This window comes from Kitasatospora sp. NPDC058218, assembly GCF_042882445.1.
Taxonomy (GTDB): domain Bacteria; phylum Actinomycetota; class Actinomycetes; order Streptomycetales; family Streptomycetaceae; genus Kitasatospora.
The window spans coordinates 36,187-52,279 of the sequence record NZ_JBHVWC010000012.1 but is presented as its reverse complement, the minus strand read 5'-3'; the positions used below and the strand labels follow the sequence as shown (position 1 = coordinate 52,279).

The 16,093-nt window shown below is 75.6% G+C and carries 1 protein-coding gene; it reads right to left on the bottom strand.

Features of this window, described 5'->3' with window-relative positions; all coding sequences use genetic code 11:
• Positions 1–23 precede the first annotated feature (23 nt).
• Positions 24–16,067: a type I polyketide synthase gene (locus ACFVYI_RS09775; protein WP_387882819.1), complete on the bottom strand. Its 16,044-nt coding sequence runs from the start codon at positions 16,065–16,067 to the stop codon at positions 24–26.
• Between the last annotated feature and the right edge of the window lie 26 nt (positions 16,068–16,093).

Sequence of the window (16,093 nt, the reverse complement as noted above, 5' to 3'; positions counted from 1 at the left end):
GGCAGACCGTGAAGGCGTGGTGCTCAAGAGATTCCGAGTTCGTCGTTGATGAAGTCGAGGACCTCATCGGCGGAGGCGGACTCCAACTGCTCGGCCACCGTGGACTCTTCGGTCTGCTCGACTCCGTTGAACCTCGCCACCAACCCCTGGAGGCGGAGCACGATGCTGGATTTCTTGGACTCGTCGGACAGCAGTCCGGCGATCAGTGACTCGATGTCCTCGATCTTCGCGTTCACCATCGACAGCGCGTCGTCGGTGGTGCCGAGTTCACCGTGCAGGAAGCGGGCCAGGGCGAGCGGTGCCGGGTAGTCGAACACCACGGTCGCGGCCAGCTTCAGACCGGTGGCCTCGCGGAGGCGGTTGCGCAGTTCGACCGAGGTCAGCGAGTCGAAGCCGGCGTCCTTGAACGCCGTCTCCGGGCCGACCTGGTCCGCCCCGGCGTGACCGAGGACGGTCGCCACCTGGCTGCGGACGAGGTCCAGCAGCAGGGCCTCCTGCGCCGCCGGTGCCAGGCCGGCGAGCCGGCGGGTCAGCCCGCCGCTGTCGCCGGCAGCCGTTCGCGCCAACTGCCGTCCGGCGCGCACCAGACCGCGCAGCATCGGCTGGGCCGTGCGGCCGGCGGCCGCGTCGGCCCGCAGCGACCGCAGGTCCAGCTTGATCGGCACCACCAGCGCCGTGTCGGTCCGCAGGGCCGCGTCGAACAGCCGCATGCCCTCGGCCGGGCCGATCGGCAGGACTCCGCCGCGGCTCATCCGGGCCTGGTCGGCGGCGCCCAGGTGGGCGGTCATGCCGCTGATCTGCTCCCACAGGCCCCAGGCGAGGGACGTGCCGGGCAGGCCCGCCGCGCGCCGCCGGTGCGCCAGTGCGTCGAGGTAGGCGTTGGCCGCCGCGTAGTTGCCCTGACCGGCCGAGCCGAACAGGCCGGACGCGGAGGAGAACACCGCGAACGTCGTCAGGTCGAGGTCGCGGGTGAGTTCGTCCAGGTGGCTGACGGCCGTCACCTTCGGACCGAACACGTACGCCAGCCGCTCCGGCGTCAGCGCGCCGATCACACCGTCGTCCAGCACACCGGCGGTGTGCACGACGCCGGTCAGCGGGTGCTCGGCCGGCACGGCGGCCAACAGCGCCGCCACCGACTCCCGGTCGGTCACGTCGCAGGCGGTGACCGTCACCGCCGCACCGAGCCCGGCCAGTTCGGCCACCAGCTCCGGCGCGCCCTCCGCCTGCACACCGCGCCGGCTGGCCAGCACCAGGTGCCGGACACCGTGCTCGGTGACCAGGTGCCGCGCCAGCAGCGCGCCGAGCGAGCCCGTCCCGCCGGTGACCAGGACGGTCCCCTCGGGGCGGAACGCCGCCGGTGCCTGGGCGGCCTGCCCGGCCTGTGCCCTGGTCAGGCGCGGCACGGACAGCGCCGCCGCCCGCACCGCGACCTGCGGTTCGTCGGCGGCCAGGACGGCGCCGAGCACGGTGGTGAACGGTTCCTCGGTGTCCGGGTCGAGGTCGAGCAGGACGATCCGGTCCGGGTTCTCGGCCTGGGCGGTGCGCAGCAGGCCCCAGACCGCCGCTCCGGCGAGGTCGGTGACGTCGGCGTCGGTGCCGGCCGGTACCGCGCCCCGGGTGACGACCACGAGTCGCGAGTCCTCGAAGGCCTCGTCGGCCAGCCAGGCCTGGACGACCTCCAGTGCCGTCGCGGTCAGGGCGAGCACCTCGTCGGCGCCGCCGCGGCCGTGGGCCTCCAGGACGGCGACGGCGGGTGCCTCGCCGGCCAGGGCGGCCACGTCCTCGCCGGTGGCGACCGGCACCCAGGACGGCGACGGTTCGGCCGCCCGCGGCGCCGTGGTCGGCGCGCTCCACTCCAGGCGGAACAGCGCGTCGCGGCCCTCGTCGGCGGCGGCCGCGGTGTCCAGCTGCTCGACGTCCACCGGTCGGAAGGTGACCGAGTCCACCGTCAGGACGGCGCCGCCGGCCTCGTCGACCGCGGTCAGCCCGAGCTTGTCCGGCCCCTGCGGTGCGATCCGGACCCTGACGGCCCCCGCGCCGGCGGCGTGCAGGACGAGCCCGTTCCAGGCGAACGGCAGCACGTTGTGGCCGTCGTCGGGCTGGGCGAACGCCTGGGTGTGCAGGGCCGCGTCGAGCAGGGCCGGGTGGATGCCGAAGCGGGTGGCCTCGTCCCGCCGCTCGTCGGGCAGGACGACATCGGCGAAGAGTTCCTCGCCGCGCCGCCAGACCGCCCGCAGGCCCTGGAACGCCGGGCCGTAGGCGTAGCCGTGGCGGGCGAGGTCGTCGTAGAAGCCGGCGACGTCGAGGTCCACGGCCTCCGCGCCGGCCGGCGGCCAGACGGTGGTGTCGAATCCGGGTGTCCGCGTGCGGTCGGCCGGGGCCGCCGTCAGGGTGCCGGCCGCGTGCCTGGTCCAGGCGTCCGGGCCGATCTCACCGGCCGCGTCCTCGCGGGCCGAGTAGACGGCGACGGTGCGCGTGCCGCTCTCGTCGGGGCCGCCGACGGCGACCTGGACGCGGACGCCGCCCTGCTCGGGCACCACCAGCGGGGCCTCGATGACCAGTTCGTCGAGCGCGCCGGCGGCCACCACATCGCCGGCCCGCACCGCCAGCTCCACCAGACCGGTACCGGGCACCAGGACGACGCCGCCGACGGCGTGGTCGGCCAGCCAGGCGTGGGTGCGCAGCGACAGCCGCGAGGTGCAGAGCACCCCGCCGGTCTCGGGCACCTCCACCACCGCGCCGAGCAGCGGGTGGTCGGCCGTGACCTGGCCGAGCGAGACCGCGTCGGTGGCCGGGGTGGTCTGCAGCCAGTAGTGCCGGTGCTCGAAGGCGTAGGTCGGCAGCTCCAGGTGGGCGGTCGGGAGGCCGGCTGGCAGGGTCTTCGCCCAGTCCACCTCGACGCCCCGGACGAAGAGTTCGGCCACCGAGGCCAGCAGGGTGTGCGTCTCGGGGCGGCCGTCGCGCAGCGCCGCGACGCAGACCGCGTCCTCGCCGGCGGACTCCGCCACCACACCGCTGAGCGCGGCACCCGGGCCGAGCTCGACGAACAGCGCGTCGCCGAGCTCGGCGGCCGCCGCGATGCCGTCGGCGAACCGGACCGGCCGGCGGACATGGTCCACCCAGTAGGCCGGGTCGGCCAGTTGACCCGGTTCGGCGGCGCGACCGGTGACGTTCGAGATCACCGTCAGCTTCGGCTCGCTCCAGGTCACCTCGGCCAGGACGGCCGCGAACTCGGCCAGCATCGGCTCCATGAGCGCCGAGTGGAAGGCGTGCGAGACCGTCAGCCGCTTGACCTTACGACCCTGCGCCTTCAGAGCCTCGGCCGCCTTCAGCACGGCCGCCTCCTCACCGGAGAGCACCACCGACGACGGACCGTTCACCGCCGCCAAGTCCACTTCGTCACCGAGGAGTTCGGCGACCTCGGCCTCGGTGGCGGCCACCGCCACCATCGCGCCACCCGAGGGCAACGCCTGCATCAACCGGCCACGCGCGGCCACGACCGCCGCCGCATCCGCCAGCGACAGCACCCCCGCCACATGCGCGGCCGTGATCTCACCGATCGAGTGACCCAGCACCGCGTCCGGCCGGACGCCCCAGGACTCCACCAGCCGGAACAACGCCGTCTCCACCGCGAACAGACCCGCCTGGGTGAACACCGTCTGATCCAGGGAACCCGCCGTACCGAACACCACATCCTTGACCGGGTGCTCCACCCAGCCCGCCAACTGCCCGTCCAACGCCGCACACGCCGCGTCGAACGCCTCCGCGAACACCGGGTACCGCTCCGCCAACTCCCGACCCATGCCCACCCGCTGCGAACCCTGCCCCGGGAAGACGAGGACCGTCCGGACCGTGTCGGACACCGTCCCGGTCACCACCGCCGGGCCGTTCCCGGCCCGCGCCAGCACACCCAGCCCGGCCGCCGCCTCGTCGGCGGACCCGGCCAGCACCACCGCACGCTCGGACAGCAGCGCCCGCTGCGACAGCAGCGCGGCGGCGACGTCCGGCGCCCCGGTCCCGGCGGTCTCGACGAAGGCGGTCAGCCGCTCGGCCTGACCGGCCAGCGACCCCGCGCTCTTCGCCGACAGCACAAGCGGTACCACACCCGCAGGCTCGACGGCAGGCCGCTCGGCCTCGGCCTCGGCCGGGGCCTGCTCCAGGATCAGGTGGGCGTTCGTGCCACTGACACCGAAGGCGGAGACCCCGCCGCGGCGCGGCCGACCGGTCTCCGGCCAGGCCCGCGCCTCGGTCAGCAGCTCGACCGCGCCGGCCTCCCAGTCCACCTCTGTCGAGGGCGCCTCGACGTGCAGGGTGGGCGGCAGCACCGCGTGCCGCAGCGCCTCCACCATCTTGATCACACCGGCGACACCGGCGGCCGCCTGCGCGTGCCCCAGGTTGGACTTGACGGACCCGAGCCAGAGCGGGCGCCCCGGCTCGCGGTCCTGACCGTAGGTGGCCAGCAGCGCCTGCGCCTCGATCGGGTCCCCCAGCACCGTCCCGGTGCCGTGCGCCTCGACCGCGTCCACCTCGACGGTGGACAGGCCCGCGTTGGCGAGGGCCTTGCGGATCACCCGCTGCTGCGAGGGGCCGTTGGGCGCCGTCAGACCGTTGGACGCACCGTCCTGGTTCACGGCCGACCCGCGCACCACCGCGAGCACCGGGTGCCCCTTGCGACGGGCCTCGGACAGCCGCTCCAGCACCACCACGCCCGCGCCCTCGGCCCAGCCGGTGCCGTCCGCCGTCGAGGAGAAGGCCTTGCAGCGGCCGTCGGGCGAGAGCGCCTGCTGGCGGGAGAACTCCACGAAGGTGTGCGGGTTGGCCAGCACGGTCGCGCCGCCGGCCAGCGCCATCGAGCACTCGCCCTGCCGCAGCGCCTGCGCGGCCAGGTGGATCGCCACCAGGGACGACGAGCAGGCCGTGTCCACGGTGACCGCCGGGCCCTCGAAGCCGAACACGTAGGACACCCGACCGGAGGCCACGCTGCCCGCGGAGCCGGTCGCGGTGAAACCGCTCAGCTCCGGCGGGATCTCGCCGCCGAACCCGTACCCCTGACTCATCACGCCGGAGAAGACGCCGACGTCCGTGCCCTTCAGCGCCGCCGGGTCGATGCCCGCGCGCTCCAGCGCCTCCCAGGACGCCTCCAGCAGCAGCCGCTGCTGCGGGTCCATCGCGAGCGCCTCGCGCGGCGAGATCCCGAAGAAGCCGGCGTCGAACAGCCCGGCCTCGTGCAGGAATCCGCCCCGGTCGACGTAGGAGGTGCCGACCCGGCCCGGGTCGGCGTCGAACAGGCCGTCCAGGTCCCAGCCGCGGTCCTCCGGGAACGGCGAGAGGGCTTCCCGGCCGTCGGCGACCAGCCGCCACAGGTCCGCCGGGCTCGCCACACCGCCGGGCAGCCGGCAGGCCATGCCGACGATGGCGATCGGCTCGTCCGGGTCGGCGGCCAGGACGGTCGGCGCCGCCGCGCCCGCCGCGGCGGCCACGAGGCCGAACGCGCCGTGCAGGTGGCGGGCCAGGGCGAGCGGGGTCGGGTAGTCGAAGACGACGGTGGTGGGCAGGTTGAGGCCGGTGGCCTCCCGCACCCGGTTGCGCAGTTCGACGGAGGTGAGCGAGTCGAAGCCGGCGTCCTTGAACGCCTTCTCCGCCTTGACGTTGTCCGCCCCTGCGTGGCCGAGGACGGTCGCCACCTGGCTGCGGACGAGGTCCAGCAGCCGCTCCTCCTGCTCGGCGGCCGACAGCCCGGCCAGCCGGTCCGCCAGCCCGCCGCCGCGCTGTGCGGCCGCGGCCCGCACGGCCTGCCGGCCGGCCCGGACCAGACCCCGCATCAGCGGCTGGACGGCGCCGCCGGACGCCGCGTCGGCGCGGGCGGCCCGCAGGTCGAGCTTGATCGGGACCAGCAGGGCCCGGCCGGCGTGCAGGGCCGCGTCGAACAGGGCCAGGCCCTCGGCCGGGCTCAGCGCCAGGACGCCGCCGCGGCTCATCCGGGCCTGGTCGACCTCGCTCAGGTGCGCGGTCAGGCCGGTGCTCTGCTCCCACAGGCCCCAGGCCAGCGACACACCGGGCAGCCCGTCGGCCCGACGGCGGGCCATCAGGCCGTCGAGGTAGGCGTTGGCCGCCGCGTAGTTGCCCTGGCCGGCCGAGCCGAACAGGCCGGCGGCGGAGGAGAACACCGCGAAGGTGGTCAGGTCGAGGTCGCGGGTCAGCTCGTCCAGGTGGCGCACCGCCGTCACCTTGGGGGCGAAGACGCCGGCGATCCGCTCGGGCGTCAGCGCGCCGATCACACCGTCGTCCAGCACACCGGCGGTGTGCACGACGCCGGTCAGCGGGTGCTCGGCCGGCACGGCGGCCAGCAGCGCCGCCACCGACTCCCGGTCGGCGACGTCGCAGGACTCCACCGTCACCGCCGCACCGAGCCCGGCCAGTTCGGCCACCAGCTCCGCCGCACCCTCCGCCTGCACACCGCGCCGGCTGACCAGCACCAGGTGCCGGACGCCGTGCTCGGTGACCAGGTGCCGGGCCACCAGGGCGCCCAGCGAGCCGGTGCCGCCGGTGACCAGGACGGTGCCCTCCGGGCGGAAGGCCGGGTCGGTGCCGGTCGGGTCGCCGGCGGCGGCGCGGACCAGCCGCGGCGCGGACAGCGCGTCACCGCGCACGGCCACCTGCGGCTCACCGGTCGCCAGCACGGCGGCGAGCAGCGGTTCGACGACCGCGGCGGAGGTGACGTCGGTGGCGGTGTCGGTGTCCAGCAGGACGAGCCGGTCCGGGTTCTCCGCCTGGGCCGCGCGGATCAGGCCCCAGACGGCCGAGCCGGCCGGGTCGGTCACCGCGGCGTCGCCGCCGGCGGGCACCGCGCCCCGGGTCACCAGCACCAGCCGGGAGTCCTCCAGGCTCGGTGCGGCCAGCCAGGTCCGGACGAGTTCCAGGGTCCGGTTGGTCAGTGCCAGGGCGTCGCCGTCCCGGCCGATCGCCTCCACCAGCGCGACCACCGGGGTGGTGACGTTGTCGGCGAGGATCTGCACCTCGTCCGCGTGGAACAGCGGCACCCACGGCGGCAGCGAACCGTTGCCGGCGGGCGCCGCGGGCAGCTCGGCCCACTCCACCCGGAAGAGGGCGTCGGGGCCGGCGTCCGCGGCCGCGGCCGAGAGCTGCTCGGCGGAGACCGGCAGGAAGGAGAGCGCGTCCAGCGTCAGGACCGGGCCGCCGGTCTCGTCGGCGGCCTCCAGGGACAGCCCGCCCTGGTCGGACGGCGCGAGCCGCACCCGCAGCGCCGAGGCGCCGACGGCGTGGAGCGTGAGGCCGGTCCACTCGGACGGCTGCCACAGCCGCTGCCCGCCCGCGGCCTCGTCCGCCACGGCCGCGTGCCGCAGGCCGGACTGGAGGGCGGCGTCCAGGAGTGCCGGGTGGATGCCGAACCGGCCGGCGTCGGCGTGCTGGTCCTCGGGCAGGACGACCTCGGCGAAGACCTCCTCGCCGCGCCGCCAGAGGCCCCGGACGCCCTGGAAGGCCGGGCCGAGGGCGTAGCCCAGACGGAGCAGGTCGTCGTAGAGCTCGTCGGCGCCCGCCTGCCGGGCGCCGGTGGGCGGCCAGACGACGAGGTCGCCGTGGGCCTCGGTACGGGCCGCCGTCGCCGGGGAGAGCCGGCCGGTGGCGTGCCGGGTCCACGCGTCGGCGCCGGTGTCCTCGTCGGCGTCCTCGCGGGTGGCGTAGACGTCGACGCTGCGGGCGCCGTTCTCGTCGGGGCCGCCGACGGTGACCTGGACCCGGACGCCGCCCTGCTCGGGCAGCACCAGCGGCGCCTCGATCGCCAGCTCGTCGAGCGTGCCGCAGCCCACCTCGTCACCGGCCCGCACCGCCAGTTCCACCAGCGCGGCGCCGGGGACGGGGACGGCGCCGCCGACGACGTGGTCGGCCAGCCAGGGGTGGGTGCGAAGCGACAGGCGCGAGGTGAAGGCCAGCCCGTCCGACTGCGGCAGCCGGACGACGGCGCCGATCAGCGGGTGGTCGACGGTGGCCTGGCCGAGCGAGGCCGCGTCGGTGGCCGGGGCGGTCTGCAACCAGTAGTGCCGGTGGTCGAAGGCGTAGGTCGGCAGGTCGACGGGGGTGGTGGCGGCGCCGTCGGGCAGGACGCCCGTCCAGTCCACGGCCACGCCGCGGACGTGGAGTTCGGCCATCGAGGTCAGCAGGCGGCGCAGGCCGCCCTCGTCGCGGCGCAGCGAGCCGGTGACCAGCACGTCGGCCGCGGCCTCGTCGACGATCTCGTTGATCGGCTGGACGAGCACCGGGTGGGCGCTGGACTCGACGAAGACGGTGTGGCCCTGGCCGAGGAGTTCGGCAACGGCGGGACCGAAGCGGACCTGGCCGCGCAGGTTGCGGTACCAGTAGCCGCCGTCCAGTACCCCGGCCTCGTCGACCCACGCGCCGGTGACGGTGGAGAGGAAGGGCACCAGCGGGGCCTGACTGCGGATGTCCGCGAAGGCCTCCGCCAGGGTCTCCTCGATCGCCTCGACATGGCGGGTGTGGGAGGCGTAGTCCACCGCGACCCGACGCACCCGGACCCCGTCGGCCGCCAGCACCTCCAGCGCCCCGTCGAGGGCCTCGGCGTCACCGGCGACGACCACCGAGGTCGGGCCGTTGACGGCCGCCACCTCCACGCGGTCCGCCCAACGCTCCAGCCTGGCCAGCGCCTCCGTCTCGGAGAGCGCCACCGAGGCCATCCCGCCGCGCCCGGCCAGCTGCCCGGCGATCACCTGGCTGCGCACCGCCACGATCCGCGCCGCGTCGTCCAGGGAGAGCGCACCGGCCACGCAGGCCGCCGCGATCTCACCCTGGGAGTGGCCCAGCACGGCGTCCGGCAGCACACCCACGGACGCCCAGACCGCGGCCAGACCGACCATCACGGCGAAGCTCGCCGGCTGCAGCACGTCCACCCGGTCCAGCAGCTCCGCCGGGGCGTCCCCGCGCAGCACGTCCTCCAGCGACCAGTCCACCCACGGGCTCAGGGCCCGGGCGCACTCCGCGATGCGCTCGGCGAACACCGGCGAGGAGTCCAGCAGTTCACGGCCCATGCCGGCCCACTGCGAACCCTGCCCCGGGAAGACGAGCACCGTCCGACCCGCGCCGGCCGAGCCGAGCGAGCCGCCCGTCACCAGCGCGGGGGCGGACTCGCCCCGGGCCAGCGCGGCCAGCCCGGCCAGCGCCTCGTCCGTCGAACCCGCCACCACCACCGCGCGCTCGGACAGCAGCGCGCGCCGGGACACCAGCGCGTTCGCCGTCGCGGGCAGCGGCACCGCGTCCACGGTGTCGAGGAAGGAGAGCAGCCGCTCGGCCTGGCCGGCCAGCGAACCGGTCGTGGCCGCCGACACCACCAGCGGCACCACCTCGGCGCCCGGCGGCACCTCGCCGGCCGCCGGCTCGACCGCCGCCACCTCGGCGGACTCCTCCAGGATCAGGTGCGCGTTGGTGCCGCTGATCCCGAACGAGGAGACCCCGGCGCGGCGCGGGCGGCCGCCGCCGGCCCAGTCGCGCGGCGCGGTGAGCAGCTCCACCGCGCCGGCGGTCCAGTCCACCTGCGGCGTCGGCTCGGTCACGTGCAGCGTGGAGGGCAGCACGCCGTGCCGCAGCGCCTGCACCATCTTGATCACGGCCGCGACACCGGCCGCGGCCTGGGTGTGGCCGATGTTGGACTTCAGCGAGCCGAGCCAGAGCGGACGCTCCGGGTCACGGTCCCGGCCGTAGGTGGCCAGCAGCGCCTGCGCCTCGATGGGGTCGCCCAGGGCCGTCCCGGTGCCGTGCGCCTCCACCACGTCGATGTCCGAGGCGTCCAGGCCCGCGTTGGCCAGGGCCTTGCGGATCACCCGCTGCTGCGACGGACCGTTCGGCGCCGTCAGACCGTTGGAGGCGCCGTCCTGGTTCACCGCGCTGCCGCGCAGCACGGCGAGCACCTGGTGCCCGTTGCGCCGCGCCTCGGAGAGCCGCTCCAGCACCACGATGCCCACGCCCTCGGACAGGATGGTGCCGTCGGCGCCCGCCGAGAACGCCTTGACCCGCCCGTCGGCCGCGAGGCCGCGCTGGCGCGACATGCCGAGGACGCCGACCGGCGAGCCCATCACGGCGACGCCGCCGGCCAGGGCCAGCGAGCACTCGCCCGAGCGCAGCGCCTGCGCGGCCAGGTGGATCGCCACCAGCGAGGAGGAGCAGGCCGTGTCGACCGTCACCGCCGGGCCCTCGAAGCCGAACACATAGGACACCCGGCCCGACGCCACGCTGCCCGCGGTCGCGGTGGTCACGAAGCCTTCGAGCTCGGCGGGCATGCTGGTGAGGGACTCGACGTAGTCGTGGATGGAGACACCGGAGAAGACGCCGATGTTGCCACCGCGCGCCGTGCCGGGGTTGATGCCGGCGCGCTCCAGGGCCTCCCAGGAGGCCTCCAGCAGCAGGCGCTGCTGCGGGTCCATCGCCAGTGCCTCGCGCGGCGAGATCCCGAAGAACTCGGCGTCGAACTCCCCCGCGTCGTGCAGGAATCCGCCCCGGTGCACGTAGGAGGTGCCGGGCTTCGCCGCGTCGTCGTCGAAGAGGCCGTCGAGGTTCCAGCCGCGGTTGTCCGGGAAGCCCACCATGCCGTCGCGGCCCTCGTGCACCAGGCGCCACAGGCCCTCGGGGTCGACGACGCCGCCGGGCAGCCGGCAGGCCATGCCGACGATGGCGATCGGCTCGTCCGGGTCGGCCGCGACCACCGTGGGCGCGGCGGCGGCACCGGCCGCGGTGTCGCCGAGCTCCTCGCGCAGGAAGCGGGCGAGCGCCACCGGCGTGGGGTAGTCGAAGATGAGGGTGGCGGGCAGCTTGACCCCGGTCGCGGCGCTCAGCCGGTTGCGGAGCTCGACCGCGGTGAGCGAGTCGAAGCCGATGTCGCTGAAACCGCGGGTGCCCTGGGCCAGTTCCTGGCCGTTGAAGCCGAGCACGGCGGTGGCCTCGGCCTGCACGATGCCCAGCAGGATGCTCTCCTGCTCGGCCTCGGACTTCCCGGCGAGGCGGCGGACCAGCCCGCTGCCGTCACCGGCGGCGGCCCGCGCCAGCCGGCGCCCGCTCCGCACCAGGCTGCGCAGCATGTGCGGGACGGCGCCGCCGGACGCGGTGTCGGAACGCAGTGCCCGCAGGTCGAGCTTGATCGGGACCAGCAGCGCCTGCTCGGCGTGCAGGCCGGTGTCGAAGTGTGCCAGGCCCTCGGCCGGGGTCAGTGCCAGGACGCCGCCGCGGCTCATCCGGGCCTGGTCGACCTCGCTCAGGTGCGCGGTCAGGCCGGTGCTCTGCTCCCACAGGCCCCAGGCGAGCGACACACCGGGCAGGCCGGTGGCCCGACGCCGGGTCATCAGGGCGTCGAGGTAGGCGTTGGCGGCGGCGTAGCTGCCCTGGCCGGCCGAGCCGAGCAGCGCGGCGGCGGACGAGAACACCACGAACGCCCGCAGCTCCGGGGCGAGTTCGCGGGTCAGCTCGTCCAGGTGGCGCACCGCCGTCACCTTGGGCGCGAAGACGCCGGCGATCCGCTCGGGCGTCAGCGCGCCGATCACACCGTCGTCCAGGATGCCGGCCAGGTGCACGAGGCCGGTCAGCGGGTGTGCGGCCGGGACGGCGGTCAGCAGCGCCGCCACCGCCTCGCGGTCGGCGACGTCGCTCGCGACGACCGACACGGAGGCCCCGAGCCCGGCCAGTTCGGCGGCCAGGTCGTCGGCGCCCTCGGCGTCGGGGCCGCGGCGGCTGGCCAGCACGAGGTGGCGCACGCCGTGCCGGGTGACCAGGTGGCGGGCGACCACCGCGCCCAGCGAGCCGGTGCCGCCGGTGACCAGGACGGTGCCCTCGGGGTCGAAGGCCACCGGCGCGTCGGCCCCATCGGCCTCCTCGGCCGGGGCGGTCTCGGCGCGCACCAGGCGGGAGGCGGACAGGACGGTGCCGCGGACGGCGACCTGCGGCTCGCCGGAGGCCAGCACCGCCCCGAGGACGGGGCCCGCTCCGGTGGCGGCGGCGGGGTCGAGGTCGACCAGGACGATCCGGTCCGGGTTCTCCGCCTGGGCCGCGCGGACCAGGCCCCAGACGGCGGCGCCGGCCGGGTCGGTGACCGCGGCGTCGCCGCCGGCGGGCACCGCGCCCCGGGTCGCCACGACCAGCCGGGCGTCCGCCAGGCCCGGGGTGGCGGTCCAGGCCTGGATCGCGGCCAGCACCCGGCAGGTGAGCGCCAGCGGGTCGGCGGCGGCGTCGTCACTGCTCGCGTCGAGGACGGCGACCGCCGGGACGCTCTCGCGGGCGGCGAGCGCGGCCACGTCCTCCGGGCCGGACAGCGGGGCCCAGACCGGCGCGGCCGTGGCGCCCTCGGGCGCGGGCAGCTGGGTCCACTCCACCCGGAACAGCGAGTCCCGGCCGTCGTGGCCCGCCGCGCTGCCCAACTGCTCGGCGGAGACCGGCAGGGAGACCAGCGAGTCCATCGTCAGGACCAGCTCGCCGGCCTCGTCGGCGGCCTGGAAGGACAGCGCGTCGGTGCCCCGGGGGGCGACCCGCACCCGCAGCGCGGAGGCGCCCAGGGCGTGCAGGACCAGCCCGTTCCAGGCGAACGGCAGCACGTTGCGGCCGTCCTCCGGGTTGGTGAACGCGTTGGTGTGCAGGGCGGCGTCCAGCAGGGCGGGGTGGATGCCGAACTTGTCGGCGTGCTCCCGCTGTTCCGCGGGCAGCACGGCCTCGGCGAAGAGCTCCTCGCCGCGCCGCCAGACCGCCCGCAGGCCCTGGAACGCCGGGCCGTAGGAGTAGCCGCGGACGACCAGGTCGGTGTAGAAGTCCTCGATCTCCACGGGCTCGGCGCCGGCCGGGGGCCAGGCGGCGAAGTCCACGGCGGGCGTGGTGCTGCCGCTCGGGGCGGTGGCCGACAGCAGACCGGTGGCGTGCCGGCTCCACTCGCCGTCGCCGTCCTCACCGGCCGCGTCCTCGCGCAGGGAGTAGACGTCCACCGTGCGGGAGCCGGTCGGGCCGGGGCCGCCGACGGCCACCTGCACCCGGACGCCGCCCTGCTCGGGCAGCACCAGCGGGGCCTCGATGACCAGCTCTTCGAGGATGCCGCAGCCGAACTCGTCGCCCGCACGGACCGCCAGGTCGACGTAGACGGTGCCGGGGACGATCACCACGCCCTGCATGGCGTGGTCGGCGAGCCAGGGGTGGGTGCGCAGCGACAGGCGGGAGGTGAACACCAGCCCGTCCGACTGCGGCAGCCGCACCACGGCGCCGAGCAGCGGGTGGTCGGTGCCGGTGAGGCCCAGCGAGGCGGCGTCGGTGGCCGATCCGGTCAGCTGGAGCCAGTAGTGCTGGTGGTCGAAGGCGTAGGTCGGCAGGTCGACCACGGCCTCGGCGGCACCGGCGGGCAGCAGGGCGGTCCAGTCCACCGCGACGCCCCGGACGAAGAGTTCGGCCATCGAGGTCAGCAGCCGGCGCGGCCCGCCCTCCTCGCGCCGCAGTGAGCCGGTCACCACGGCCGACGCGTCGGCGGCGTCGACGATCTCACTGATCGGCTGGACGAGCACCGGGTGGGCGCTGGACTCGACGAAGACGGTGTGGCCCTCGCCCAGCAGCGCGGCGACGGCCGGACCGAAGCGGACCTGACCGCGCAGGTTGCGGTACCAGTAGCCACCGTCCAGTACCCCGGCCTCGCCGACCCACGCGCCGGTGACGGTGGAGTAGAACGGGATCTGCGGGGCCTGGCTGCGGATGTCCGCGAAGGCCTCGGTGAGGGTCTCCTGGATCGCCTCGACGTGCCGGGAGTGGGAGGCGTAGTCCACCGCGATGCGGCGCACCCGCACGCCCTGGTCCTCCAGGGCGTCGAGGACCTCGTCGAGGGCTTCCGCGTCACCGGCGACCACGACGGAGGTCGGGCCGTTGACGGCCGCCACCTCGACCCGGTCCGCCCAACGCTCCAGCCGCTCGACGGCGTCGGTCTCGGAGAGCGCCACCGAGGCCATCCCGCCGCGCCCGGCGAGGCTGCCCGCGATCACCTGGCTGCGCACCGCCACGATCCGCGCCGCGTCCTCCAGCGACAGCGCACCCGACACGCAGGCCGCCGCGATCTCACCCTGGGAGTGACCGACCACCGCGTCCGGCACCACGCCCACCGACGCCCAGACCGCGGCCAGACCGACCATCACCGCGAAGCTCGCCGGCTGCAGCACGTCCACGCGCTCCAGCAACTCGGCCGGGGCCTCCCCGCGCAGCACGTCCTCCAGCGACCAGTCCACCCAGCGCTCCAGCGCGGCCGCACACTCCGCGACCCGCTCCGCGAACACCGGCGAGGAGTCCAGCAGTTCACGGCCCATGCCGACCCACTGCGAACCCTGCCCCGGGAACACCAGGGCGAGCTTGCCCGCCCCGCCCGAGGTACCCGTCACCAGCCCCGGAGCCGACTCGCCCCGCGCCAGCGCACCCAGCCCGGCCAGCGCCTCGTCCGTCGAACCCGCCACGACCACCGCGCGCTCGCCGAGCACCGCCCGCCCGGTGGCCAGGGCCCCTGCCGTGCCGGCGAGGGAGAGCGTCTGCGACGCGTCGAGGAAGGAGACCAGCCGCTCGGCCTGGCCGGTCAGCGAGGCGGTCGAGGCGGCCGACACCACCAGTGGCACCACCGCGTCCGGCACGTCCCCGGTGGCGACCGGCTCCTCCTCGGGCACCTGCTCCAGGATCAGGTGCGCGTTGGTGCCGCTCGCGCCGAAGGAGGAGACCCCGGCCCGGCGCGGCCGGTCGGTCTCCGGCCACTCCCGGGCCTGCGTCAGCAGCTCGACGGCGCCCGCCGACCAGTCCACCTGCGGGGTGGGCGCGTCGACGTGCCGGGTGGCCGGCATCACGCCGTGCCGCAGCGCCTGCACCATGTTGATCACACCGGCGACACCGGAGGCCGCCTGGGTGTGGCCGATCACCGACTTGACCGAGCCCAGCCGCAGCGGGCGGTCGGCGGAGCGGTCCTGGCCGTAGGTGGCCAGCAGCGCCTGCGCCTCGATCGGGTCGCCCAGGACGGTGCCGGTGCCGTGGCCCTCGACCATGTCGATGTCGGCCGCGGAGAGGTTGGCGCTGTCCAGCGCCTTGCGGATGACCCGCTGCTGCGCCGGGCCGTTGGGTGCGGTCAGACCGTTGGACGCGCCGTCCTGGTTGAGCGCGGAGCCCCGGATGACCGCCAGGACGCGGTGGCCCAGCTCCCGGGCCCGGGAGAGCTTCTCCAGCAGGACGACACCGGCGCCCTCGGCCCAGCTGGAGCCGTCGGCGCAGGCCGCGTAGGACTTGCAGCGGCCGTCGAAGGCCAGGCCGCGCTGGCGGGCGAAGCCCACGAACCCGCCCGGGGTCGCCATCACGGTCGCACCGCCGGCCAGCGCCATCGAGCACTCGCCGCGGCGCAGCGCCTGGGCGGCCAGGTGGATGGCGACCAGCGACGAGGAGCACATGGTGTCGACGGTGACCGCCGGGCCCTCCAGCCCGAGCGAGTAGGCGACCCGGCCGGAGGCGACGCCACCGGCCGTGCCCAGGGCCCGCTCCAGGCTGAGGAAGCCCTCGTATCCGCTGAGGTCCGGGGCGTAGTCCTGGTGCACGATGCCGGCGAACACGCCGATGTCGGTGCCCCGGACGGAGTGCGGCGCGATGCCGGCCCGCTCCAGCGCCTCCCAGGACACCTCCAGCAGCTGCCGCTGCTGCGGGTCCATGGCGAGCGCCTCGCGCGGCGAGATGCCGAAGAAGCCGGCGTCGAACTGGCCCGCGTCGTGCAGGAAGGCGCCCTCGCGCACGTAGGTGGTGCCGGGGTTGTCCGGGTCCGGGTGGTAGAGGCCTTCGAGGTCCCAGCCGCGGTCCTCGGGGAAGGCGGTGTACACGTCGGTGCCGTCGGTGACGACCCGCCAGAGGTCCTCCGGGGTGCGGATCCCGCCCGCGTAGCGGCAGGCCATCGACACGATGGCGATGGGCTCGGCAGGGGCTTCGAGGAGCTTCTGGTTCTCCTGCTGAAGCCGTGCGTTCTCCTTCAGCGAGGCACGAAGTGCGTTGACGATCTGCTCGTCCGGCGTCGTCATGTTCCTACGTCCTCCGTGTCAGTCCG

Coding starts and splice junctions, on each gene's coding strand:
- ACFVYI_RS09775 (WP_387882819.1), bottom strand. CDS start 16,067: ATGACGACGCCGGACGAGCAGATCGTCAACGCACTTCGTGCCTCGCTG.